Below are 24273 nucleotides of genomic sequence, written 5' to 3'. Positions count from 1 at the left end.
GAGGTCGGAACAGTGTTTGTTTCAGAGCCGGGGGATCCGGTGGAGCCGCCGGAGGAAAGGCGGGCGGGAAGCGGTAAATAGACGGCAGATGAGTCGTCGGTCCCACCGCTAGCGCGGCCGTCGTACCTCCGGCGGCTCCTACGGTCTGCGGCGGGATCAGGGAGTTGCCTGGATTCTGGGATGCCGCGTGGCTCCGGATCGGAACAGGATTGTTTCAACGACGGGAAATCCGTAGGGGCCGCCGGAGGAACGACAGCCGCGTAGCGGTGGATCAGCGGCAGATGAATCGTCTGACCCACCGCCTTCGCGGCCGTCGTACCTCCGGCGGCTCCTACAGTCTGCGGCGGGATCAGGGAGCTACGTCAATTCTGGGATGCCGCGTGGCTCCGGATCGAAACAGGGATTGTTTCAACGCCGCGAAATCCGTAGGAGCCGCCGGAGGAACGACGGCCGCGAAGCGGTAGATCAGCGGCAGATGAACCGTCTGACCCACCGCATTCGCGGCCGTCGTACGCTCTCCGGATCAGAGCCGACGTGAATGATCCGCGAGTTTTCGCTAGGCCCTTTTTCCGCGTCTGGCGCTGGATCGGTTCAAAAGGGCGCGTCGCCGAGGATCGTTGCGCGGTGCATGATTCGGCGCTGCGGGCGGTAGTCGTCTACGGCGTAGTGCTGCGTCACGCGGTTGTCCCACATGGCAATATCGTTTTCCTGCCAGCGCCAGCGGATGGTGAATTCGGGGCGCGTGGTATGGGCGAACAGCAGCTTCAAAATCGCTTCGCTTTCCGCAGGCTCCAGTTCGTTGATGCGTGTGGTGAAACCGTCATTGACGAACAGGGCTTTACGTCCGCTGACCGGGTGCGTGCGGATGACCGGGTGCGACAGCGGCGGGTTTTTGCGACGAGTTTCTTCCCAGCGAGCAAGGTCGTCGGCGGTGCTGCCAAAACGCTCCACGGGAAACGAGCGCGTGAAGTCGTGAGTGGCCGTCAAGCCGTCGAGCAGCGTTTGCAGAGGCTTGGACAGCGCTTCGAACGCCGCAATGCCACTGGCCCAAAGCGTGTCGCCGCCGTAGGCCGGCAATTGTTTCGCGCTCAACACGGCGCCGAGGGCAGGGGTCGGCAGGAAGGTCACGTCAGTGTGCCAAAGCGCGTTGTCACGCACGTCGGTCAGTGCGGTGTCGAGCACCATGATTTCCGGCTGCTCGGGCACGTTAGGATAAATCGGATGCACATGCAGATCGCCGAATTGCGCCGCGAAGCGCACCTGTTGCTGGGGCGTGATCGGCTGCTCGCGGAAGAACAGCACCTGATGGGCAAGTAGCGCGTGTTCAATGGCGTTACGTTGCTCGGCTGTCAGGTCCCGGCTCAGGTCGACGCCGCTGATCTGCGCGCCCAATGCTGAACTGAGAGGGGTGATGTCAAGGCTCATGCGGGTTCTCACAATGTGCGCCGAAGTGTCGGCGTAGTCAGTGTCTGTAATCGTCAGCGATCAATGATTCTGGCCGTGCCACGGCACCAACCTGCGTTGCAGCGCGCGCAGACCCATCTCCAGTCCAAAGGCGATAAAGGCGATCACCAGAATCCCCAATACCACCACATCCGTGACCAGGAATTGCGCAGCGGACTGCACCATGAAACCCAGGCCGCTGGTGGCTGCGATCAATTCGGCAGCGACCAACGTTGACCAGCCCACCCCCAGCCCGATGCGCACACCGGTGAGAATGTCGGGCAGGGCGCTGGGCAAAATCACATGACGAATCAGCTGCCAGCGGCTTGCGCCCAACGACTGCGCGGCACGCAATTTGGCGCTGTCCACGGTGCGCACACCGGTGGCGGTGGCGATGGCAATCGGAGCGAAGATCGCCAGATAAATCAGCAAGACCTTGGAGAATTCGCCGATTCCGCACCAGATCACGATCAGCGGCAGATACGCCAGCGGCGGGATCGGGCGATAGAACTCGATCAAGGGATCGAAAATACCCTGCGCAATCCGGTTGTGACCGATGGCGATGCCGACCGGAATGGCGGTCAGCACAGCCGCGATCAACCCGAGCCCGATGCGCTGCAGGCTCGCGCCGAGGTGCTGCCAAAGGGTGGACTCCATGTAGCCCTTGGTCATCAGCAGCCAGGCTTTCTCCAGCACCGCGGAAGGCGGCGGCAGGAACAGCGGCTCAACCCATTCCTGCGCCGTGACCAGCCACCATGCGGCGAGCAGCGCGAACAGCGTCAGCACGCTGATGGAGCGGGTGCTGAGGTATACGCGTCGGATGGCGGTTTTCGGCGGGATCGCAGGCGGGGTCAAGGCGTTGGCCAGTGGCGGTGATTGAAACTTGCTCATGCCCGCTGCTCCGCAATGGCCTGACGTTGCGAAAACACTCGGGCCAACACGTGTTCACGGGTTTCGATGAATCGCGGGTCCGACTTGATCGCCCGCGCCGACTCGCCTGCGCTGTAGCGTTGGCCGAAATCGAGCTTGAGGTGTTCGACGATCTGCCCAGGATTGGGCGCCAGCAGAATCAGGTCGGTGGCGAGGAACACGGCTTCTTCAATGTCGTGGGTGATCAGGAACACCGGCTTGGCGCTGCGCTGCCAGACTTGCAGCAGCAGCTCCTGCATCTGCTCGCGGGTGAAGGCGTCCAGCGCGCCGAACGGTTCGTCCATCAGCAGCACGCGTGGGTCGGCGGCCAGAGCGCGGGCCAGGCCGACGCGCTGTTTCTGCCCGCCGGACAGCTGCCATATCCGCCGCTTTTCGAATCCCGCCAGATCGACCAACGCCAGCATGTCGCGGGCTTTGGCTTCACGTTGCGCGCGAGGAACGCCAGCCAGCTCCAGGCCAAATGCAACGTTGGCCAATACATCTTGCCAAGGCAGCAAGGCGTCGTCCTGAAACACTACGCCGCGCTCAGCGCTGGGGCCTTTGACCGGCGCGTCATCAAGCGTGATGCGACCGGCGCTCGGCTCGACAAAACCGGCGATCAGGTTCAACAGCGAAGTCTTGCCACTGCCGGACGGGCCGAGGGCCACGAGCAGCTGTTGCGGGCCGAGATTCAGGGAAATGTCGGACAGTACCGGCTCGGCCGCACCGGGATACTGTGCGCAGATGCGCTCCAGCTGTAACAAGGCCATGGCGAGGACTCCGCTTCTATATAGAACTGAAACGTTTCTCTGTAGGAGCGTGGCTTGTCCCGCGATCGGCTGCGCAGCAGTCGTAAGGATGCAGCTGCGGCCTATCTGAAGCACCGCATCCATCCAATCGGCTGCCGCTTCGCGACAGATCGCGGGACAAGCCACGCTCCTACAGTGCGTTGCGTTACTGAGTGACAAACTTCGCGCTGACATACGGCGTGTAATCCGCCAGCACCGCATCGACCTTGCCTTGCTCTTTGAGGAACGCCGCGGTTTTGCCGATGGCTTCGGTGGTCGGTGCGCCCAGTTCCTTCGCTTGATCCGCTGCGAGGGGGTACACATTGCCTTTCAGCAAATCAGGAATGTCAGCCGCTTTGGCGCCGGAAAGTTTCACCAGCTTGTCGACGTTGCTGGCATTGGTAATCCAGGCGGTCGGGTCTTTGCGGTAATCGGCGTAAGCGTCGAGGGTGGTTTTGGCGAAGGCTTTGACGATCTCAGGGTGCTTGTCGGCGAAATCCTTGCGCACGATCCAGGCGTCGAACGTAGGCGCGCCGATCTTGGCAAGTTCGCCGGAGGTGATCAGCACTTTTCCGGTTTCCTTGGCCACGCCCAGCGCCGGATCCCAGACATAGGTGGCATCGATGTCACCGCGTTTCCAGGCTGCAGCGATGGCCGGAGGCGCGAGGTTGAGAATGGTTACCTTGGCCGGATCGATGTTCCAGTGCTTCAACGCAGCCAATAAGCTGTAGTGGCCGGTGGACACGAACGGCACGGCGATCTTTTTGCCGACCAGATCCTGTGGACTGTTGATGCCTGCCCCGTTGCGAGCGACCAGCGCTTCAGCGGCGCCGATCTGCGTGGCAATCAGGAAGGTCTCAACCGGGACTTTGCGCGTTGCTGCCGCCGTCAAAGGGCTGGAGCCAAGGTAGCCAATCTGCACGTCACCCGATGCAATGGCCGTGATGACGTCGGCGCCGTTATCGAATTTGCGCCACGAAATCTTCGAGTCGGTGGCTTTTTCATAAGCGCCGTCAGCCTGGGCGACTTTGGCCGGATCTACCGTGGTCTGGTAGGCGACGGTGAAGTCCGCAGCCTGTGCGAGCAAGGCAGAGCCCGCCAGCGACAGAGCCGCCATCAGGCGAAGAGGTTTGAGCAGTTTCATGGATGAAGCTCCGGATCAAGGCAGGCCGAGGAACTGATTGATGCGAAGCGTAAATGATCTAAGAAATGCCAAATAAATAACCTTTTGGCATGAGCTTAGCGTCAGAAGCGAAGTGCAGGAGGCGCGCCACAGCAACAGGGTGGAAAAATGCGGACACAACATAACCGTTCATCTAAATGTCACATTATGTAAATACCCTCTGCGCTCTCGTCTTGAGCGCTATCAGCTCTGGTGGTGTGACGTTTTACCTGGCGTAGATGAGCAGGCGTTGTTGCGAGGGGTCCAAGCGCCGCAAAGTTTCTGTCAGTCAACCGACCAGCGTGCGGCCTCCGCCGAAAAAAAACAGACAGACAGCAGGGTGACAACTGTAACAATTGCGTCTACGCCGTTATAAAAACCTTTGATTTCAGCTGCTTATCTAACAGATCTTCATCCAATTTCGCACGCTGACCGTGACCGGCTGGTCGAGTTCCGGTCGTACGATGTGGAGAAACCAATCGATCTGACGAACGGGATGTAAATATTTTTTGGGAATTAGGTAAAGACGCCGATACACTCCGCAACGGACGGCTGAAACGACTTGTGACATATAACTGCTTGGCATAAAAGCAGGCTCACAAAGTCTTTTTAGGTTTAAAGGATTTCTCTTACCTTGCAGCCAGCTGTTAACGCGGTCTAGTCAATTAGTCTTGGGGCCATTGACTCGCCGAGTCAGGTCCAGCGCTAATCGCGCATCCGCGGTCTTGAGCCTTTTGTCTCAGTACCAAGGAACTACAAAAATTAGATTCAAGAGGAGCGAAACACAATGAAGAAGTCCACCCTGGCCTTGGCCGTATCTGTAGGTGTGATGGCCACTCAGGCTGGTGCAGCTGGTTTCCTGGAAGACAGCAAGGCAACCATCAGTTCCCGTACCATGTATTTCGAAAGCGACGTCCGTGAGGGCGTTCGTGCTGCCGACCAGCGTGAAACCGCTGAAGGCCTGCTGTTCAACTTCATTTCCGGCTACACCCCTGGCACTGTAGGTTTCGGTCTGGACGTACAAGGCATGGCCGGTATCCACTTGGGCGGCGGCATCGATCACCACTCCAGAACGACGTCGAACACCTTCTTCCCGACTGACACCGACGGTTCTTCGGTAGACAGCTGGTCGCGTCTGGGCGCCAACGCCAAGGCCAAGCTCTCCAAGACTGAAGTGAAGGTCGGTAACGCGCTGCAGCCTAACCTGCCAATTCTGGTGTCGAACGACGGTCGTCTGCTGCCACAGACCTTCCAGGGTGCGACTCTGCAATCCAAAGAGATCGACAACTTCACCTTCAACGTCGGCAAGATTACCCAAGGCGCGAGCCGTGCTTCCAGTAACTATGCTGGTCTGGCCACTGCTGGCGGTACCAAGGGTTCGAACAACTTCACGTTCGCCGGTGTCGACTACAAAGTCACCAAAGACCTGACGTTGCAGGCTTACCACGCCGAGCTGGAAGACTACTACAAGCAGAATTTCTTCGGTTTGGTGCACATTCTGCCGATCGCTGAAGACCAGTCCTTCAAGACTGACCTGCGTTATTTCGACAGCGACTCCGACGGCAAGAACGGCGACGCTACCCACCGCTTCAACAACAACGGTGGTTATGCCAAGCACGCTGGCGAAGTCGACAACAAAACCTGGTCGGCCATGTTCACGTACACCATCGGCGGCCACGCTTTGATGCTCGGTCACCAAGACGTGAGCGACGACGGCGGTATGGTCTGGGTCAGCAACGGTAACGTGGCTGACGGCCGTGGCCGTGGCGACGGTGAAGGCGGTTCCAGCTTCTACCTGTTCACTGACTCGATGATCAACCAGTTCGCCCGCGCCGGTGAGACTACCAACTTCGGTCAATACTCGTACGACTTCGCTCGTCTGGGCATTCCGGGTCTGAAAGCTGCGATCGCGTACCTGAAAGGTACCAACATCAAGGCCACCAGCGGCGCTTCGGTTGGTGACAGCTCCGAGTGGGAACGCGACATGCGTATCGACTACGTATTCCAGGACGGTCCTCTGAAAGGCTTCGGCGCCACCCTGCGCCGCGCCAACTACCGTTCGGACTACGACAACCACGGTACTGCGGCTCAGAACACCCGCATCGCCGACCAAGACCAGACCCGTCTGATCTTCAACTACACCTACGCTTTCAAATAAGCCGGGTCTGTTGAAAAGAGCCCCGCTTCGGCGGGGCTTTTTTATGCCGTCAGGAAAGGTTATTGCCTTTTTATATAGCCGAAACGGCGCTCGACATGACCACTCGGTCTTTCCGTTTCAATCAATTCGCGGGCACAGTGTCTCCATAAAACATCTACCAAAGGAGCTGACTGTATGAGCCTCAAACTTGGCGACACCGCCCCCGATTTTGAACAGGACTCCAATGAAGGCCGCATCAAGTTTCACGAATGGCTCGGCGACAAGTGGGGGGTACTGTTCTCCCATCCTGCCGACTTCACGCCGGTGTGCACCACCGAGTTAGGCTTCACTGCAAAGCTCAAGGACGAATTCGACAAGCGCAATGTCAAGGCGATTGCCCTGTCGGTGGACTCGGCCGAGTCCCACGTCAAATGGATCGGCGACATCAACACGACCCAGAACACGATCGTGAATTTCCCGATCCTGGCTGACGCCGATCGCAAGGTTTCCGATCTGTACGACCTGATTCATCCCAACGCCAGTGAAACCCTGACCGTACGCTCTCTGTTCGTGATTGACCCGAACAAGAAGGTGCGGCTGACCATTACCTACCCGGCCAGCACGGGTCGTAACTTTAACGAAATCCTGCGCGTGATCGATTCGCTGCAATTGACCGACAGCCACAAGGTCGCGACGCCTGCGAACTGGGTAGACGGCGAAGACGTGGTGATCGTGCCGTCGATCAAGGACGAAGAAGAGATCAAGCAACGCTTTCCGAAGGGCTATAAGGCTGTCACGCCATACCTGCGTCTGACACCGCAGCCCAATCGCTGATACACCGCTTTCAACCACGACATTCGGGCCGATTTATCGGCCCTTTTTTTGTTGCCCGCTGTTGACCCACTGTGGGAGCAAGTTTGCTGGCGAATGCGGTGAGTCATGCAAAGGAGGGATGTCTGACCCGCTGCAATCGCCAGCAGACTGGCTCCCTCGAAACTTAGTGCGGCACTGTTTATTCACTTTGGTGCTAACCAAATGAATAAATATGATTTTAGAGAATAAACAAGCCCTGTTATGGTTTCTCCGTCCTGGCGTAACCGCTGGCAATGAATACTATCCACACCTTACTTGCCCGCCATCGGACAAGCAGGTGCCACCAAATAAGCTACACAGCAAAGGAGCGTGCCATGCGCACTGTCATTTTGCGTCGAGGCCTGGTCGCTCTGTTTGCTGCGGCGGTGTCCTTCGGCGCGCTCACTCAAGCCCAGGCCGATACCCTGCGCATCGGCTATCAGAAGTACGGCACGTTGGTGCTGCTCAAGGCCAAAGGCTCGCTGGAAAAGAAACTGGCCGAGCAAGGCGTTCAGGTGCAATGGACTGAATTTCCCGGTGGCCCTCAGTTGCTGGAAGGCCTCAACGTTGGCTCCATCGATTTCGGCGTGACAGGCGAGACCCCTCCCGTTTTCGCGCAAGCCGCGGGTGCTGATCTGCTTTATGTGGCTTCCGAGCCGCCAGCGCCGACCAGCGAGGCGCTGCTGGTGCCGAAGGACTCGCCGATCAAGTCAGTGGCAGACCTCAAAGGCAAGAAAGTCGTCCTGAACAAAGGCTCCAACGTGCATTACCTGCTGGTGCGCGCGCTGGAAGAGGCGGGTCTGAAATACAGCGATATCCAGACCGTTTTCCTGCCCCCCGCCGACGCCCGCGCCGCATTCGAGCGTGGCGCTGTCGATGCCTGGGTCATCTGGGACCCCTATCAAGCGGCCGCCGAGCAACAGCTGCACGCGCGCACCCTGCGAGATGGCAAAGGCATCGTCGACAACAACCAGTTCTATCTGGCGACCAAGCCTTATGCACAACAGCATCCGAAAGTGATTCAGACGCTGGTGGAAGAGGTCCGCGCCATAGGTGAATGGTCCAAGGCCAATCCGGATGACGTGACCAAGCAGGTCGCGCCGCTGCTCGGCCTACCGCAAGACATCACCCGCATTTCGGTGAAACGCCAAGGCTACGGGGCAGGGTTCATCACCCCTGAAACCGTCGCGGCTCAGCAAAAAATCGCCGACACCTTCTATCAACTGAAGTTGATCCCCAAACCGCTCAGCATCGCCGATGTGATCTGGACGCCACCCGCTGCTGTCGCGAAAGCGCAGTAAGCCTCGGCATTAAGAGGAGACAACTCCATGAGCGTGGAACGATTCACTCACAGACTGGCGCCCTGGTTGCTACCGGTCTTGTTACTGGCGATCTGGCAACTAGCAGTCAGCGCCGGCTGGCTCTCGACTCGCATCCTGCCTGCGCCCAGCGCCGTCATCGAAGCCGGTGTGACACTGGTGCGTAGCGGTGAAATCTGGACCCACCTAGCCATTAGCGGCTGGCGCGCGGGCATCGGCTTCGCCATTGGCGGCAGCATTGGCCTCACGCTGGGCTTTATCACCGGCCTGTCGAAATGGGGCGAACGCCTGCTCGACAGCTCGGTGCAGATGATCCGCAACGTGCCGCATCTGGCGCTGATTCCGCTGGTGATCCTGTGGTTCGGCATCGACGAAAGCGCGAAGATTTTTCTGGTCGCACTCGGCACGCTGTTCCCGATTTACCTCAACACCTACCACGGTATTCGCAACATCGACCCGGCGCTGGTGGAAATGTCGCGCAGCTACGGCCTGTCAGGTTTTGGATTGTTCCGACACGTGATTCTGCCCGGCGCCATGCCTTCGATTCTGGTGGGCGTGCGCTTCGCGCTGGGCTTCATGTGGCTGACGCTGATCGTGGCCGAAACCATCTCGGCGAGCTCCGGCATCGGCTATCTGGCGATGAACGCCCGAGAATTTTTGCAGACGGACGTCGTCGTGCTGGCGATCGTGCTGTACGCCGTACTCGGCAAATTGGCAGACCTCGCGGCCAGAGGTCTGGAGCGGGTCTGCCTGCGGTGGCACCCGGCGTATCAAGTGGCAAAAGGTGGCGCACGATGAGCAATCTCCAACAACCGGCAAACCTGTTGCGCGGGATTCCCCTGCAAGTGCGCAAGCTGAAGAAAACCTTTGGCTCGCGTGAAGTGTTGAAAGACATTGACCTGCACATCCCGGCGGGGCAATTCGTGGCCGTGGTCGGTCGCAGCGGTTGCGGCAAAAGTACGCTGCTGCGTTTGCTGGCGGGCCTCGATCAACCCACCAGCGGCCAATTGCTGGCGGGCAATGCCTCGCTGGCCGACGCGCGGGAAGACACCCGCCTGATGTTTCAGGAAGCGCGTTTGCTGCCGTGGAAGCGCATCATAGACAACGTCGGCCTGGGCCTCAGCGGCGACTGGCGTGGCAAGGCATTGGAAGCGTTGGCGGCCGTTGGTCTTGCGGAGCGCGCCAACGAGTGGCCGGCGGCGTTGTCGGGCGGTCAAAAGCAGCGTGTGGCCTTGGCCCGCGCACTCATTCACCAACCACGTCTGTTGCTGCTCGACGAACCGTTGGGTGCGCTGGATGCGCTGACCCGGATCGAGATGCAGCAATTGATCGAAGACCTCTGGCAGAAGCACGGTTTTACGGTGCTGTTGGTCACCCACGATGTCAGTGAAGCTGTCGCCATCGCCGACCGCGTGCTGTTGATCGAAGAGGGCCGCATCGGCCTCGACCTGCAGGTAGACCTCGCTCGCCCACGCGCTCGTGGCTCGTACCGCCTGGCCGCGCTGGAAACCGAAGTGCTCAACCGCGTGCTGTCGCTCCCTGGCAGCCCGCCCGAACCCGAACCGACGTCACCGCTGCCCACGCAACTGCGTTGGGCCAATTAATCCGGATGCAATGTTGCCTCCGGCACTGATCTGAAAAAGGAAGGCCAACCATGACCATTAAAGCCATCAACGTTCGTAACCAGTTCAAAGGCACCATCAAGGAAATCGTCACCGGCGACGTGCTGTCCGAAATCGACGTACAAACCGCGTCCGGCATCGTCACCTCCGTGATCACCACCCGCTCGGTCAAAGAGCTGGAGCTGGTCGTCGGCAGCGAAGTGATCGCCTTCGTGAAATCCACCGAGGTGTCGATCGCCAAGTTGTGATCGATGCGTTGTGAATGACCCCGACGGGCACGAGCTCTTCGGGGTTTTTTTATTATGTGACGTTAGTGTCACTTCCCATGCGCGCGAATTCATTTGCGAAAGATGCGAAAGATGCGAAAGACGACAGCGACATATCGGCTGTGCCGGCTACTCACGATTGAATTCGCTCGCACAGTGATTAACGTCGCTCATTATGTCCGAATCCGGAGAAAGACTCTCGCACCTGTTGATGTAGGACGCTTCTGAATTTTCGTGGCGTGGCTGACAGCTCTTAACAGAGGGGATTGCCGTCCCTACATTCGATCCGACTTTTGCTAAATCGGACATCGACATTATGAAAATACCGCGTGCGCCGGAAGGGGTTAGCCTGAACCTGGTTCTCGTTTCCTTATGGTGACGACAGGAATGACCCGATGATGATTCTGGAGGGCATTGAATATGCGATTTGCCATCCGTTGTAGCGCAAAGTCAACGGCGTGGTTTCTCGCTGCTCTGTGCATCGTTCTGCTGGGCTGGATGCTTCTCAACCGCCAGCCTTCACCTGTTTTATCGAAAATCGTTGCCCGCTATCCCATAGGAGAAAACGGGATGGTCTACGCCGTCCTCACTGATGCAGGCGGCGCGACTTCTCCCTTTATATACCGCTACTTTCTTCATCAGCGTTTGGATGATGATCAATTGGCGTTGAAGGCGATGGCACGCGATGGGAAGGCGTTTCTGGTGACGCGCGACGCGCATGCCAACGTTTCAGTGGCTGAGGGACGGGTCAATGTGTCAGTCAAAGAGCAGGTCTATCGATTCCACAGTCCTGCTGCTTTGGTAGCGGACGGCCAAGACACGCTCGTTGATGTTTGGCTTGATGCTCGAATAGAGACGCAATCGGCAGAGGTGACGCGCTAGTCAGGCTTCCACGATGCAAGGTTGAAAGGCGACTGTGCGGCCGAAGTCGCTCAGACTGCCGCGCGCTTAGGCAAAAACGGCGGCAAATACAGCCCCAGATACGCATCGAACACCCGTTGGCCTTCTTCCGCCATGCGCGGGGTGATTGTGTCGTGAAGTTGTATCGAGCGGGCATAGACGCGGTCGGCCAGCTCCAGCGCCAAGGCAAAGACGTCGACGTCGGCGGGCAGGGCCGGCAGCTGGAAGTGTTTGGCGAACAGTTCGTGCATGAGGTTGCCCAGTTCGATGTCATGCTGGCGGTCGGCCTGTGTGACTTCGGTCAGGCCGTGTTGTGCGAGGATCAGCTGGCGGGCGGCGGCGTCTTCGCTGTAGATGGTGAGCATGCGCGTCTCGACCAGTCGCGAGAGGTCGTGCCAGGTGTTGAGTCGTGCGTGATCGATGGGCTGTTGCAGGCTCTCGCGGAAGGCGCTGTGGATATCGGCGGTCAGGCCTTCCAGCAGCGCGGGCACGCTGGCGAAAAAGTGGTAGACCGATGAGGGAGGAATGCCGGCGCGCTCGGCCACGCTGTAAATCGACAGGCTCGCCACGCCATCAGACGCCAATAACGTGCGGGCGGCATTGAGGATCGAGTCGATCCGCGCCTGGCTGCGTGCGCGGGGTTTGCGTGGCGTGGCGGGACGGGTCATCGAAACGTCTCGGAGTAGGGTCCGGGGCATTGTACGCGAGACATGGATTCGTGGCGCCTGAGCTGAGGTCATCACGAGCAAGCTCACTCCCTCGGGGCCTCACGTTATCTGTAGGAGTGAGCTTGCTCGCGATGGCGGTCGAATCGACAACGCAGAAATGGCATTTGTATGCCCGTCTAAAATAAAAAACGCCCCTGACCTCGTGGCTCAGGGGCGTTTTTTATTCCAGTCGGCCGTCACACGGTGTGCAGGTACCAGTTGTATTCGAGGTCGGAAATGGAGTGCTCGAATTCCTCCAGCTCGCTTTCCTTGCAGGCCACGAAGATATCGATGTACTTCGGATCGATGTACTTGGCCATGACTTCGCTGTCGTCCAGCTCACGCAGGGCATCGCGCAGGTTGTTCGGCAGGCTCTGCTCGTGTTGCTCGTACGAGTTGCCTTCGACCGGCGCGCCCGGCTCGACCTTGTTGGTCAGACCGTGGTGAATGCCCGCCAGAACAGAAGCCATCAGCAGATACGGGTTGGCATCGGCACCAGCGACGCGGTGCTCGATACGCACGGCATCGGCGGTACCCGTCGGCACACGCACCGCAACCGTACGGTTATCCAGACCCCACGTCGGCGAGTTAGGCACGTAGAACTGAGCACCAAACCGGCGATACGAGTTGACGTTCGGGCAAAGGAACGCCATCTGCGCCGGTAGGGTCTCGAGCACACCGCCGATCGCATGACGTAATGCGGCGTTCTGCTCGGGATCCTCACTGGTGAAGATGTTCTTGCCATCGCGATCCAGGATCGAGATGTGGACGTGCAAGCCATTACCTGCTTGGCCCGGATACGGCTTGGCCATGAAGGTGGTGTCCATTTCATGGTCGTAAGCGATGTTCTTGATCAGCCGTTTGAGCAGAACCGCGTAGTCGCAAGCCTTCAGTGCGTCGGCTGTGTGGTGCAGGTTCACTTCGAACTGCGCCGGGGCACTTTCCTTGACGATGGCGTCGGCCGGGATGCCTTGCTCTTTGGCGCCTTCCAGAATGTCCTGAAGGCAATCGACATACTCATCGAGGTCGTCGATCAGGTAAACCTGTGTCGAATGCGGGCGCTTGCCGGAAATCGGTGAGCGCGGCGGCTGTGGACGGCCATTCACGTTCTCCTGATCGATCAGGTAAAACTCCAGCTCGAACGCGGCGCAGATGGTCAGGCCCATTTCGTCGAATTTGGCCACCACCTGACGCAGCACTTCGCGGGGGTCGGCGAAAAACGGCGTGCCTTCCAGCTCGTGCATGGTCATCAGGAGTTGTGCGGTAGGACGCTTCTGCCAAGGCTCGTTGCAGAGAGTGTCGGGGATGGGATAACAGATTCGGTCAGCGTCACCGATGTCCAGGCCAAGACCGGTGCTTTCCACCGTCGAGCCATTGATATCCAGTGCGAAAAGAGAAGCCGGGAGGTTGATGCCTTTTTCGTAAACCTTATGGAGACTGGTGCGTTCGATGCGCTTGCCGCGCACCACTCCATTCATATCTGCAATCAGAAGGTCAACGTATAGAACCTCAGGATGTTCCTTAAGGAACGCGTTCGCTTCGTTGAGCTGAACGGCACGCGGGGGTACCGACATGATGCAACACCTTTGTTGTTGAAAATATCAATCATCGAGCATTACGGCGTTCAGTCAATCCGAAAGGCCTGATGAAGTCAATAGAGCCCAGTTTTGCCCTAAAAGGGCGCCGCAAGGCCTTTTTTGCCGCACTTTAGGGCGGTTTATTGCCGTTTGCGTTGATGGGATCTGCGGTCTTGAGCGGGCCGTGTTTAATTTTTTACAGGGCTGTTGTGTAAAAAAATGAACAACGCTAAGCTCGGTCGCAACCCATAACAGCAATAACACCGGGGGTCCCATGTCTCGCCTTCCGCTGATCGGCGTCACCGCCTGCACTCAGCAAATTGGCTCGCATGCCTATCACGTCAGTGGTGACAAATACGTCCGGGCCGTCGCCGTCGCTGCCAAGGGCCTGCCGCTGATCTTGCCGTCTCTGGCAGAGCTCCTCGACCCGGCCGATATCCTCTCGGTGGTCGATGGTTTGCTCTTTACCGGTTCTCCCTCCAACGTCGAACCCCTTCACTATAGCGGGCCCGCCAGCGCGCCCGGCACTGCTCATGATCCTGAACGCGACCGCACCACCTTACCTCTTATTCGTGCTGCTGTGGCCGCTGGCGTACCGGTATTGGGTATTTGTCGGGGATTTCAGGAGATGAACGTGGCGTTTGGTGGCAGTCTGCATCAAAAGGTTCACGAGACGGGAACCTTCATGGATCATCGTGAGCCAGAGAACGAACCCGTTGAAATTCAATACGCTCCGAGCCATCCGGTGCAGGTCGCGCCGGGTGGTCTTTTGGCCGGAATAGGGCTGGCGAGAGAAATTCGTGTCAATTCAATTCATAGCCAAGGCATCCAACGTCTCGCTCCCGGTTTGCGGGTGGAAGCCACTGCCCCGGATGGCCTGATCGAAGCCCTCTCCGTTCCGCCGGGCGCGGCTTTTGCTTCAGTTGACGTGTTTGCACTGGGCGTTCAATGGCATCCGGAGTGGCAGGTCACGCAAAACCCCGACTATCTTTCAATCCTTCAGGCATTTGGCGATGCCTGTCGAAAACGGGCAACACAACGCGACGCGCAAGCGTCCAAAAGCGCCTGACGATCACGATGGTCGTCAGAGTAATGAACCCCTGAGGTATTTATGAGTACCAACCTCGACCAGCTCACCGATTGGTTGAAAGAACACAGGATTACCGAAGTCGAGTGCATGATCTCCGACCTCACCGGTATCACCCGCGGCAAGATCTCTCCGACCAACAAGTTCATTGCTGAAAAGGGCATGCGCTTGCCGGAAAGCGTATTGCTGCAGACCGTCACCGGGGACTATGTCGAAGACGACATTTATTACGAATTGCTGGACGCCGCAGACATTGACATGTTCTGCCGTCCCGACCAGAACGCGGTGTTCCTGGTCCCCTGGGCCATTGAGCCCACTGCGCAGGTGATTCACGACACCTACGACAAGCAGGGCAACCCGATCGAGCTGTCTCCGCGCAACGTCTTGAAGAAAGTCCTCAAGCTCTACGCCGATCAAGGCTGGCAGCCCATCGTGGCGCCGGAGATGGAGTTCTACCTGACCAAACGCAGCGACGACCCCGATTACCCGTTGCAACCCCCGATTGGCCGCTCGGGCCGTCCTGAAACCGGTCGTCAGTCCTTCTCTATTGAAGCCGCGAACGAATTCGACCCGCTGTTCGAAGACGTTTATGACTGGTGCGAGCTGCAAAACCTCGATCTCGATACGCTGATTCACGAAGACGGCACGGCGCAGATGGAAATCAATTTCCGTCATGGCGATGCGTTGCACCTTGCCGACCAGATTCTGGTGTTCAAACGCACCATGCGCGAGGCCGCGCTCAAGCATGATGTGGCCGCGACCTTCATGGCCAAGCCCATGACCGGCGAGCCTGGCAGCGCCATGCACCTTCACCAGAGCATCATCGATATCGAAACCGGCAAGAGCATCTTCTCCAACGACGACGGCACGATGAGTGAGCTCTTTCTGCAACACATCGGTGGCCTGCAAAAGCTGATCCCCGAGCTCTTGCCGCTGTTCGCGCCCAACGTCAACTCCTTCCGGCGTTTCTTGCCCGACACCTCGGCACCTGTAAACGTGGAATGGGGCGAGGAAAACCGCACCGTAGGCCTGCGCGTTCCCGAGGCAACCCCGCAAAACCGGCGTGTGGAAAACCGCCTGCCCGGCGCTGACGCCAACCCGTACCTGGCGATTGCCGCGAGTTTGCTGTGCGGCTTCATCGGCATGGTCGAAGGCCTCAACCCTAGCGCGCCGGTGGTGGGTCGCGGCTATGAACGCCGCAACCTGCGCTTGCCGTTGACTATTGAAGACGCTCTGGAGCGGATGGAAAACAGCAAGACCGTCGAGAAGTACCTCGGCAAAACGTTCGTGACCGGCTACGTCGCAGTGAAGCGCGCCGAACACGAAAACTTCAAGCGTGTGATCAGTTCGTGGGAGCGGGAATTCCTGCTTTTTGCTGTCTGAAGATCACGGTCGCCGGCCGGCCCGGAGTGGCTGGCGGCGCCTGAAACGCGATACCCGATGGAGTGGATTCATGAGTTCCAACAACCCGCAAACCCGCGAATGGCAAGCCCTCAGCAGCGATCATCACTTGGCCCCGTTCAGCGACTTCAAGCAGCTGAAAGAGAAAGGCCCACGCATCATCACTCACGCCGAGGGCGTGTACCTGTGGGACAGCGAAGGCAACAAGATCCTCGACGGCATGGCTGGATTGTGGTGCGTGGCGGTGGGCTACGGCCGGGAAGAACTGGCAGACGCGGCCAGCAAACAGATGCGCGAGCTGCCGTATTACAACCTGTTCTTTCAGACTGCCCACCCGCCTGCGTTGCAATTGGCCAAGGCCATATCCGAGATTGCTCCGCAAGGCATGAACCACGTGTTCTTCACCGGCTCCGGCTCCGAAGGCAATGACACCGTGTTGCGTCTGGTTCGCCATTACTGGGCGATCAAGGGCAAGCCGAGCAAGAAAGTCATCATCAGCCGCATGAACGGCTATCACGGTTCCACCGTCGCGGGCGCGAGTCTGGGCGGCATGACCTACATGCACGAGCAGGGCGACTTGCCGATTCCAGGCATCGTCCACATCCCGCAGCCTTACTGGTTCGGTGAAGGCGGCGACATGACCCCGGACGAGTTTGGCGTCTGGGCGGCCGAGCAACTGGAAGAGAAAATCCTCGAACTGGGCGTGGACAACGTCGGGGCATTCATTGCCGAGCCGATCCAGGGCGCGGGCGGCGTGATCGTTCCGCCAGACACCTACTGGCCGAAGATCAAGGAAATCCTCGCCAAGTACGACATCCTTTTCGTGGCCGACGAAGTGATCTGTGGTTTTGGCCGCACCGGCGAGTGGTTCGGCAGCGATTTCTATGACCTCAAACCAGACCTGATGACCATCGCCAAGGGCCTGACTTCGGGCTACATCCCCATGGGCGGCGTGATCGTGCGCGATGAAGTGGTGAAGGTGCTGAACGAAGGCGGCGACTTCAATCACGGCTTCACCTATTCCGGCCATCCAGTGGCAGCGGCGGTGGGCCTGGAAAACATCCGCATCCTGCGCGACGAAAAAATCGTCGAGCGGGTGAAGTCGGAAACAGCACCCTATTTGCAAAGACGTTTGCGTGAGCTGAGCGATCATCCGCTGGTGGGTGAAGTGCGGGGCGTCGGCCTGCTCGGCGCGATCGAGCTGGTGAAGGACAAAGCCACTCGCGCGCGTTATGTGGATCGGGGCGTGGGCATGATTTGTCGCACTTTCTGCTTCAATAACGGCCTGATCATGCGTGCGGTGGGTGACACGATGATCATCTCGCCGCCGCTGGTGATCAGCTTTGCCGAGATCGACGAGCTGGTGGAAAAGGCACGCAAATGCCTGGACCTGACGCTCGCCGAGTTGCAGCGGTTGTAAACGATCCCTCTGTAGGAGTGACCGGGGTGGCGCCCCACCTTGCTCGCGATTGCTATTTGTCTGAACCGAATGGGTTGACTGATGCACCGCTATCGCGAGCAAGCTCACTCCTGCAAGGATTGGTGCAGATCGCGGGCAAGCGCGCTCCTACAGGAAGTCGATGTTGGTGTGCAGATGAAATCTTTGAAAGGTACTCAACACGGCAGGCCGCGCTGCTTGTAAGCCCGCCCAGGAAATTGCCAGACTACCGGCTGTTTCAGTCGCCGCTAACATAAAAAACATTGGAGCTGTACGCATGAAGACATTTGGCAAAACCCTCCTCGCACTGTCCCTGATGGGAGCAGTGGCCGCAGCGGCGCACGCCGATGACAAAGTTCTGCACGTCTACAACTGGTCCGACTACATCGCACCGAACACTATCGCTGACTTCGAGAAAGAGTCCGGCATCAAAGTGGTGTACGACGTCTTCGACAGCAACGAGACGCTGGAAGCCAAGTTGCTGGCGGGCAAATCGGGTTACGACATCGTCGTCCCGTCCAACAACTTCCTGGCCAAGCAGATCAAGGCCGGTGTTTATCAGGAGCTGGACAAGTCCAAGCTGCCTAACTACAAAAACCTCGACCCTGCGCTGTTGAAAGCCGTATCGGTCAGCGACCCGGACAACAAACACGCCTTCCCCTACATGTGGGGCTCGATCGGTATCGGCTTCAACGCTGACAAGGTCAAAGCGGCACTGGGCGCTGATGCGCCGACCAACTCCTGGGATCTGCTGTTCAAGCCAGAGAACGCTGCCAAGCTGAAAGGCTGTGGCATCAGCTTCCTCGACTCGCCGACCGAAATGCTGCCTGTGGCGCTGCATTACCTGGGTCTGCCAACCGACAGTCAGAAGAAAGAAGACATCGAGAAGGCCGAAGCCCTGTTCAAGAAGATCCGTCCTTCGGTCACCTACTTCCACTCGTCCAAGTACATCTCGGACCTGGCCAACGGCAACATCTGCGTCGCTGTGGGTTACTCGGGTGACGTGTACCAGGCCAAGGCCCGTGCTGAAGAAGCCGGTGGCAAGGTCAAGGTCAGCTACAACATTCCGAAAGAAGGTGCTGGCAGCTTCTATGACATGGTCGCCATCCCTAAAGACGCCGAAAACGTCGAAGGCGCCTATAAGTTCATGAACTTCATCCTGCAACCGAAAGTGATGGCCGAGATCACCAACGCCGTTCACTTCCCTAACGGTAACAAGGCAGCGACGGAGTTCGTTGATAAGGAGATCACCTCGGACCCAGGGGTTTACCCACCTGCCGACGTGCTGGCCAAGTTGTACGCGATTGCCGACCTGCCTGCAGCGACTCAGCGCCTGATGACCCGCAGCTGGACCAACATTAAATCGGGCAAGTAAGCCTGGCAGGGTGAGGGCTGACGCTCTCACCCCATTTGTAGGAGCGCGCTTGCCCGCGATGGTGGCGTATCAGTCTGTATGTTTGTCACAGGCACACCGTCATCGCGGGCAAGCGCGCCCCTACAAGAATCTGCGTATTGAATTTTTTTTTGCGAGAAGGGTTCAACGAAGGTAAGTTGCGCGCCGGATTTGTCACAGGCAGTCGTTACTGTCGTCGGCCAGGGCAACATGCCCACCTACTAAAAGGACTGCACACGTGTCTATTTCTTTGTTTTCCAAAGGCTTGCTACTTGGAGCCGGCCTGACGCTCGCCGTCGGTGCCTACGCGGAATCCACCGTCCGCATTTATAACTGGTCCGATTACATCGGCACCACGACCCTCGCGGACTTCGAGTCCACGACCGGCATCAAAACCAAATATGACGTCTTCGACTCCAACGAAACCCTGGAAGGCAAACTGCTCGCCGGTCACACCGGTTATGACGTGGTCGTGCCCTCAAACCACTTCCTTGGCAAACAGATCAAGGCCGGTGCGTTTCAGAAACTCGACAAGTCGCAGCTCCCCAATTATTCAAACCTCGATCCCGAACTGATGAAGCGCCTGGAGAAAAACGATCCGGGCAATCAGTACGCCGTTCCTTACCTGTGGGGCACCAACGGCATCGGCTACAACGTCGATAAGATCAAGGAAGTGCTGGGCGTCGACACTATCGATTCGTGGGCCATGCTGTTCGAGCCTGAGAACATCAAGAAGCTGCAGAAATGCGGCGTTGCGTTCCTCGATTCGGCTGACGAGATGATGCCCGCCGTGCTGAATTACATGGGGCTGAATCCCAACAGCACTGACGAAAAAGACTACAAAAAGGCCGAGGACAAGCTGCTTAAAGTGCGTCCGTACGTGACCTACTTCAATTCCTCCAAATACATCACCGACCTGGCTAACGGCGACATTTGTATCGCTGCCGGTTTCTCCGGCGATGTGTTCCAAGCCAAGGCCCGCGCAGAAGAGGCGGGCAAGGGCGTGAACATCGCGTATTCGATTCCAAAGGAAGGCGGCAACCTGTGGTTCGACATGCTGGCGATCCCTGCGGACGCACCGGACGTGAAGGCCGCACACGCGTTCATCAACTACATCCTCAAGCCCGACGTGATCGCAAAGGTCAGCGACCAGGTGGGTTATGCCAACCCGAACCCGGCGTCCGGCGAGCTGATGGATCAGGACATTCGCAACGACGAGGCGGTCTACCCGTCAGCGGACGTGCAGAAGCGGCTGTACGTCAACTCCGAGTTGCCACCGAAGATTCAGCGCGTGATGACGCGCAGCTGGACCAAGATCAAATCCGGTAAATAAAGACCTGGCGCCCGGCCGCACTGGCCGGGCGCAAGCACAGTTGGGAGTTTCACCCATGGCAGTTGCCTCCGGCGCCTACAAAAAAGCCCTTGAGGGTGGTCAGCAACCGAAGCAGGTGCTGGTCAAAATCGATCGGGTCACGAAAAAGTTCGACGAGACGGTGGCTGTGGACGATGTGTCTCTGCAGATCAACAAAGGCGAGATTTTCGCTTTGCTCGGCGGCTCCGGTTCGGGCAAATCCACGCTGTTGCGCATGCTCGCCGGTTTCGAGCGGCCAACAGAGGGGCGGATTTTTCTCGACGGTGTCGACATCACCGACATGCCGCCGTACGACCGACCGATCAACATGATGTTCCAGTCTTACGCGCTGTTCCCGCACATGACCGTGGCGCAGAACATCGCCTTTGGTTTGCAGCAGGACAGACTGCCCAAGGCCGAGATCGACGCCCGCGTGGCTGAAATGCTCAAACTGGTGCAGATGACCCAGTACGCCAAGCGCAAACCCCATCAGCTCTCCGGCGGCCAACGTCAGCGCGTGGCGCTGGCCCGTTCCTTGGCGAAGAAGCCCAAACTGCTGTTGCTCGACGAACCCATGGGCGCGCTGGACAAAAAACTGCGATCGCAGATGCAGCTGGAACTGGTGGAAATCATCGAGCGCGTCGGCGTGACCTGCGTGATGGTGACCCACGACCAGGAAGAGGCCATGACCATGGCCCAGCGCATCGCGATCATGCACTTGGGCTGGATCGCTCAGATCGGCAGCCCGGTCGATATCTATGAAACCCCGACCAGCCGTCTGGTCTGCGAATTCATCGGCAACGTCAACCTGTTCGACGGTGAAGTCATCGAGGACATGGAAGGCCATGCGCTGATTCACAGCCCCGAGCTGGAGCGTGAGATCTACGTGGGCCACGGCGTCAGCACCTCCGTGGAAGACAAGCGCGTGACCTACGCGATCCGGCCCGAGAAGCTGCTGATCACCACCGAGCAACCGACCACCCAATACAACTGGTCTCGCGGCAAGATTCACGACATCGCGTATCTGGGCGGGCATTCGGTGTTCTACGTGCAACTGACCTGCGGCAAGCTGGTTCAGTCGTTCGTCGCCAACTCGGAGCGCTTGGGCGCGCGTCCAACCTGGGAAGACGAAGTGTTCGTCTGGTGGGAAGACGACAGCGGCGTGGTGCTGCGCTCATGAAAATTCGGAAAATCAAACGTGCGCTGAAGCGCATCACGCCCAATGGGCGTCAGGCAGTCATCGGAGTTCCGTTTCTGTGGCTGTTCCTGTTCTTCGCGTTGCCGTTTCTGATCGTCATCAAGATCAGTTTCGCCGAAGCCGACGTCGCGATTCCGCCGTACACCGAGATCTTTTCTTACGCCGAGCAGAAGCTCGACATTGTGCTCAACTTCGCCAACTACGCGCTGCTAACCGGCGACGACCTCTACATCTCGGCGTACCTGGGCTCGTTGAAGATGGCCTTCTTCAGCACCTTGCTGTGCCTGCTGATCGGCTACCCGATGGCGTACGGCATTTCTATCGCTCGCAAGGAAATGCAGACGGTCCTTTTGCTGCTGATCATGATGCCGACCTGGACCGCGATCCTGATCCGCGTCTATGCGTGGATGGGCATCCTCAGCAACAACGGCCTGCTCAACGCTTTCCTGATGTGGCTGGGCGTGATCAGCGAGCCGTTGCAGATCCTCAACACCAACCTCGCGGTCTACATAGGGGTCGTGTACTCGTATTTGCCGTTCATGATCCTGCCGCTGTACGCCAACCTGGTGAAGCACGATCAGAGCCTGCTGGAAGCCGCGTCGGACCTGGGTTCGAGCACCTTCAACAGCTTCTGGAAAATCACCGTGCCACTGTCCAAAAACGGCATCATTGCCGGCTGCATGCTGGTCTTTATCCCGGTGGTGGGCGAGTTCGTCATCCCTGAATTGCTGGGCGGCCCTGAGACGCTGATGATTGGTAAGGTCCTGTGGCAAGAGTTCTTCAACAACCGCGACTGGCCGGTGGCGTCTGCGCTGGCGGTGGTGATGCTGTTGATCCTCATCGTGCCGATCATTCTGTTCAACCGTAGCCAGGCCAAAGAACTGGAGGGCAAGGCATGAGAGGCTTCCGATTCTCGAACCTGATGTTGGTGCTGGGCCTGATTTTCATCTACGCGCCCATGGTCATTCTGGTGATCTACTCGTTCAACGCCTCGAAACTGGTGACGGTCTGGGGTGGCTGGTCGGTGAAGTGGTACGTCGGTCTGCTCGACAACACGCAACTGATGAGTGCAGTGATGCGCTCATTGGAAATCGCTTGCTATACGTCGATTGCCGCCGTGGCACTCGGCACCATGGCTGCCTTTGTGCTGACACGGGTGACGCGTTTCAAGGGCCGCACGTTCTTTGGCGGTTTGGTGACGGCACCCTTGGTGATGCCAGAAGTGATTACCGGTTTGTCCCTGTTGCTGCTGTTCGTGGCGATGGCGCAACTGATCGGCTGGCCGCAGGAACGCGGCATTGTCACAATCTGGATTGCCCACACGACCTTCTGCGCGGCGTATGTAGCGGTCGTCGTGTCAGCGCGTCTGCGTGAGCTGGACATGTCCATCGAAGAGGCCGCCATGGATTTGGGCGCGCGTCCATGGAAGGTGTTCTTCCTGATCACCATCCCGATGATCGCGCCGTCTCTGGCCGCAGGCGGCATGATGTCCTTCGCCCTGTCGCTGGACGATCTGGTGCTGGCGAGTTTCGTGTCCGGCCCGGGCTCGACGACCTTGCCAATGGAAGTGTTCTCGGCCGTGCGTCTAGGCGTGAAGCCTGAAATCAACGCCATCGCGAGTCTGATCCTGCTGGCCGTGTCGATCGCGACCTTTCTCGTGTGGTTCTTCAGCCGCCGCGCCGAAAACAACCGCAGGAAGGCCATTCAACAAGCCATCGAAGAAGCCGCGGCGGATGGCTGGAAACAGCCGGATGTGCGCCGTGCCAAGGTGGTTGAGTCGGTTTGATCTAGATTCGGGGGACTGCATACCTGTGGGAGCCGGCTTGCTGGCGAATGCGGTGTCCCATGCAGCATCCAGCTGACTAACCTGACGCATTCGCCAGCAAGCCGGCTCCCACAGGGATGTCCGTCGATCACAGAGCATGTGGCTGGCGCCCTTATTGTAGGAGTGAGCTTGCTCGCGATGGCGGCGTGTCAGGTTCATCAGTATTGGCTGACAAACCGTTATCGCGAGCAAGCTCACTCCTACAGGGATGATGGTGTTACTGGATTGGCACCAGCCTCAACACCTCTTTGCTGATCCCCGCCACATCCCGCAGCTGAACGTTCCGGCCTGTACTGGCCGTTGGCGTAGTCCTCTAACTGGTCGGCGACGTCGATCAAACGGCATTCTGTAGGAGCGTGGCTTGTCCCGCGATCGGCGGCGCAGCTGTCGTGAATCCATACGCATTGGACTGTCAGGTATACCGCGTGCACAGGGTTTACGACGGGTTCCCCGCCGATCGCGGGACAAGCCACGCTCCTACAGTTTGACGACCGTACGCGCAGGTTCTGCCGGTCTCATGTGCCCGGCACCAACCTCAACACCTCTTTGCTAATCCCCGCCACATCCCCACAGCTGAACGGTTCCGGCCTGTACTGGCCGTTGACGTAGTCCTCTAACTGGTCGGCGACGTCGATCAAACGGCATTCTGTAGGAGCGTGGGTTGACCCGCGATCGGCGGCGCAGCCGCCGTGAATCCCTCCGCATCGGACTGTTATGTACTCCGCGTGCACAGGGTTTATGCCGGGTTCCCCGCCGATCGCGGGTCAAGCCAAGCTCCTACAAGTTGGCGAGCGTACGCGCAGGTTCTGCCGGTTTCATGTGCCCGGTCCCAACCTCGACACCTCTTTGCTATTCTCCGCCCTGTCTGCCCAGCTTGACGGTTCCGTCCTGTAACGGG

At 58.6% G+C, this 24273-nt stretch carries 21 protein-coding genes; 15 read left to right on the top strand and 6 right to left on the bottom strand.

Annotation, left to right across the window (positions count from 1 at the left end):
* Window positions 1-591: 591 nt before the first annotated feature.
* The 4 genes from tauD to tauA form a co-directional block, all read right to left on the bottom strand.
* A complete protein-coding gene (gene tauD, locus B3N48_RS23260) occupies window positions 592-1425 on the bottom strand; it encodes a taurine dioxygenase (protein WP_296187707.1) in 834 nt (277 codons plus the stop codon).
* Between the two features lie 60 nt (window positions 1426-1485).
* Entirely contained in the window at window positions 1486-2334 is an 849-nt protein-coding gene (gene tauC, locus B3N48_RS23255; protein ID WP_296187706.1) for a taurine ABC transporter permease TauC, read from the bottom strand.
* Window positions 2331-3122, bottom strand: coding sequence for a taurine ABC transporter ATP-binding subunit (tauB, locus tag B3N48_RS23250; protein ID WP_296187704.1), 792 nt, complete (start codon window positions 3120-3122; stop codon window positions 2331-2333). The genes tauC and tauB overlap by 4 nt, the downstream gene beginning before the upstream one ends.
* Before the next feature lie 184 nt (window positions 3123-3306).
* Entirely contained in the window at window positions 3307-4284 is a 978-nt protein-coding gene (tauA, locus tag B3N48_RS23245; RefSeq protein WP_296187703.1) for a taurine ABC transporter substrate-binding protein, read from the bottom strand.
* A gap of 805 nt (window positions 4285-5089) precedes the next feature.
* On the opposite strand from tauA, the gene B3N48_RS23240 reads away from it, so the two are divergent.
* From B3N48_RS23240 to B3N48_RS23210, 7 genes are all read left to right on the top strand, one after another.
* Entirely contained in the window at window positions 5090-6460 is a 1371-nt protein-coding gene (locus B3N48_RS23240; protein WP_296187702.1) for an OprD family outer membrane porin, read from the top strand.
* Window positions 6461-6634: 174 nt separating this feature from the next.
* The gene (locus B3N48_RS23235) at window positions 6635-7273 is read left to right on the top strand and encodes a peroxiredoxin (protein ID WP_296187701.1); all 639 of its coding nucleotides are present in this window, start codon (window positions 6635-6637) and stop codon (window positions 7271-7273) included.
* Between the two features lie 353 nt (window positions 7274-7626).
* Window positions 7627-8592: a sulfonate ABC transporter substrate-binding protein gene (locus tag B3N48_RS23230; protein WP_296187700.1), complete on the top strand. Its 966-nt coding sequence runs from the start codon at window positions 7627-7629 to the stop codon at window positions 8590-8592.
* A gap of 27 nt (window positions 8593-8619) precedes the next feature.
* The gene (gene ssuC / locus B3N48_RS23225; protein WP_296187699.1) at window positions 8620-9408 is read left to right on the top strand and encodes an aliphatic sulfonate ABC transporter permease SsuC; all 789 of its coding nucleotides are present in this window, start codon (window positions 8620-8622) and stop codon (window positions 9406-9408) included.
* Window positions 9405-10214 (top strand): aliphatic sulfonates ABC transporter ATP-binding protein, encoded by an 810-nt coding sequence (gene ssuB / locus B3N48_RS23220; RefSeq protein WP_296187698.1) that lies wholly within the window; start codon window positions 9405-9407, stop codon window positions 10212-10214. Before ssuC ends, ssuB begins: the two co-directional genes overlap by 4 nt.
* A gap of 50 nt (window positions 10215-10264) precedes the next feature.
* A complete protein-coding gene (locus B3N48_RS23215) occupies window positions 10265-10480 on the top strand; it encodes a TOBE domain-containing protein (protein WP_062379390.1) in 216 nt (71 codons plus the stop codon).
* A 438-nt stretch (window positions 10481-10918) separates the two neighbouring features.
* Window positions 10919-11380 (top strand): hypothetical protein, encoded by a 462-nt coding sequence (locus B3N48_RS23210; protein ID WP_296187697.1) that lies wholly within the window; start codon window positions 10919-10921, stop codon window positions 11378-11380.
* A 50-nt stretch (window positions 11381-11430) separates the two neighbouring features.
* Here the strand turns inward: B3N48_RS23210 and B3N48_RS23205 are convergent, their stop codons facing one another.
* On the bottom strand, window positions 11431-12066 hold the full coding sequence (locus B3N48_RS23205) for a TetR/AcrR family transcriptional regulator (RefSeq protein ID WP_296187696.1): 636 nt from the start codon (window positions 12064-12066) through the stop codon (window positions 11431-11433).
* A 236-nt stretch (window positions 12067-12302) separates the two neighbouring features.
* Complete coding sequence (locus B3N48_RS23200) at window positions 12303-13679, bottom strand: glutamine synthetase family protein (RefSeq protein WP_296187695.1); 1377 nt, start codon at window positions 13677-13679, stop codon at window positions 12303-12305.
* A 277-nt stretch (window positions 13680-13956) separates the two neighbouring features.
* Between B3N48_RS23200 and B3N48_RS23195 the strand changes: the two genes are divergently transcribed.
* The 8 genes from B3N48_RS23195 to B3N48_RS23160 all read left to right on the top strand — a co-directional run bounded on the left by B3N48_RS23195 (window position 13957) and on the right by B3N48_RS23160 (window position 23336).
* Window positions 13957-14751: a gamma-glutamyl-gamma-aminobutyrate hydrolase family protein gene (locus tag B3N48_RS23195; RefSeq protein ID WP_296187694.1), complete on the top strand. Its 795-nt coding sequence runs from the start codon at window positions 13957-13959 to the stop codon at window positions 14749-14751.
* Window positions 14752-14793: 42 nt separating this feature from the next.
* Entirely contained in the window at window positions 14794-16152 is a 1359-nt protein-coding gene (locus B3N48_RS23190) for a glutamine synthetase family protein (protein ID WP_296187692.1), read from the top strand.
* A 70-nt stretch (window positions 16153-16222) separates the two neighbouring features.
* Entirely contained in the window at window positions 16223-17590 is a 1368-nt protein-coding gene (locus B3N48_RS23185) for an aspartate aminotransferase family protein (RefSeq protein ID WP_296187691.1), read from the top strand.
* Between the two features lie 295 nt (window positions 17591-17885).
* Window positions 17886-18983, top strand: a complete 1098-nt coding sequence (locus B3N48_RS23180) for a polyamine ABC transporter substrate-binding protein (RefSeq protein ID WP_296187688.1) — start codon at window positions 17886-17888, stop codon at window positions 18981-18983.
* Between the two features lie 256 nt (window positions 18984-19239).
* On the top strand, window positions 19240-20334 hold the full coding sequence (locus B3N48_RS23175) for a polyamine ABC transporter substrate-binding protein (protein WP_296187686.1): 1095 nt from the start codon (window positions 19240-19242) through the stop codon (window positions 20332-20334).
* A gap of 55 nt (window positions 20335-20389) precedes the next feature.
* Window positions 20390-21532, top strand: coding sequence for a polyamine ABC transporter ATP-binding protein (gene potA / locus B3N48_RS23170; RefSeq protein ID WP_296187684.1), 1143 nt, complete (start codon window positions 20390-20392; stop codon window positions 21530-21532).
* Window positions 21529-22449 carry an ABC transporter permease subunit gene (locus B3N48_RS23165; protein WP_296187682.1) on the top strand — a complete coding sequence of 307 codons (921 nt, stop codon included), beginning with the start codon at window positions 21529-21531 and terminating at the stop codon, window positions 22447-22449. The genes potA and B3N48_RS23165 overlap by 4 nt, the downstream gene beginning before the upstream one ends.
* Entirely contained in the window at window positions 22446-23336 is an 891-nt protein-coding gene (locus tag B3N48_RS23160) for an ABC transporter permease subunit (protein ID WP_296187680.1), read from the top strand. The genes B3N48_RS23165 and B3N48_RS23160 overlap by 4 nt, the downstream gene beginning before the upstream one ends.
* The last annotated feature ends 937 nt before the right edge of the window (window positions 23337-24273 follow it).

It is taken from the genome of Pseudomonas sp. UBA1879 (genome assembly GCF_002338065.1).
Classification (GTDB): Bacteria; Pseudomonadota; Gammaproteobacteria; order Pseudomonadales; family Pseudomonadaceae; genus Aquipseudomonas.
This window is presented reverse-complemented; position numbering and strand designations above follow the sequence as displayed.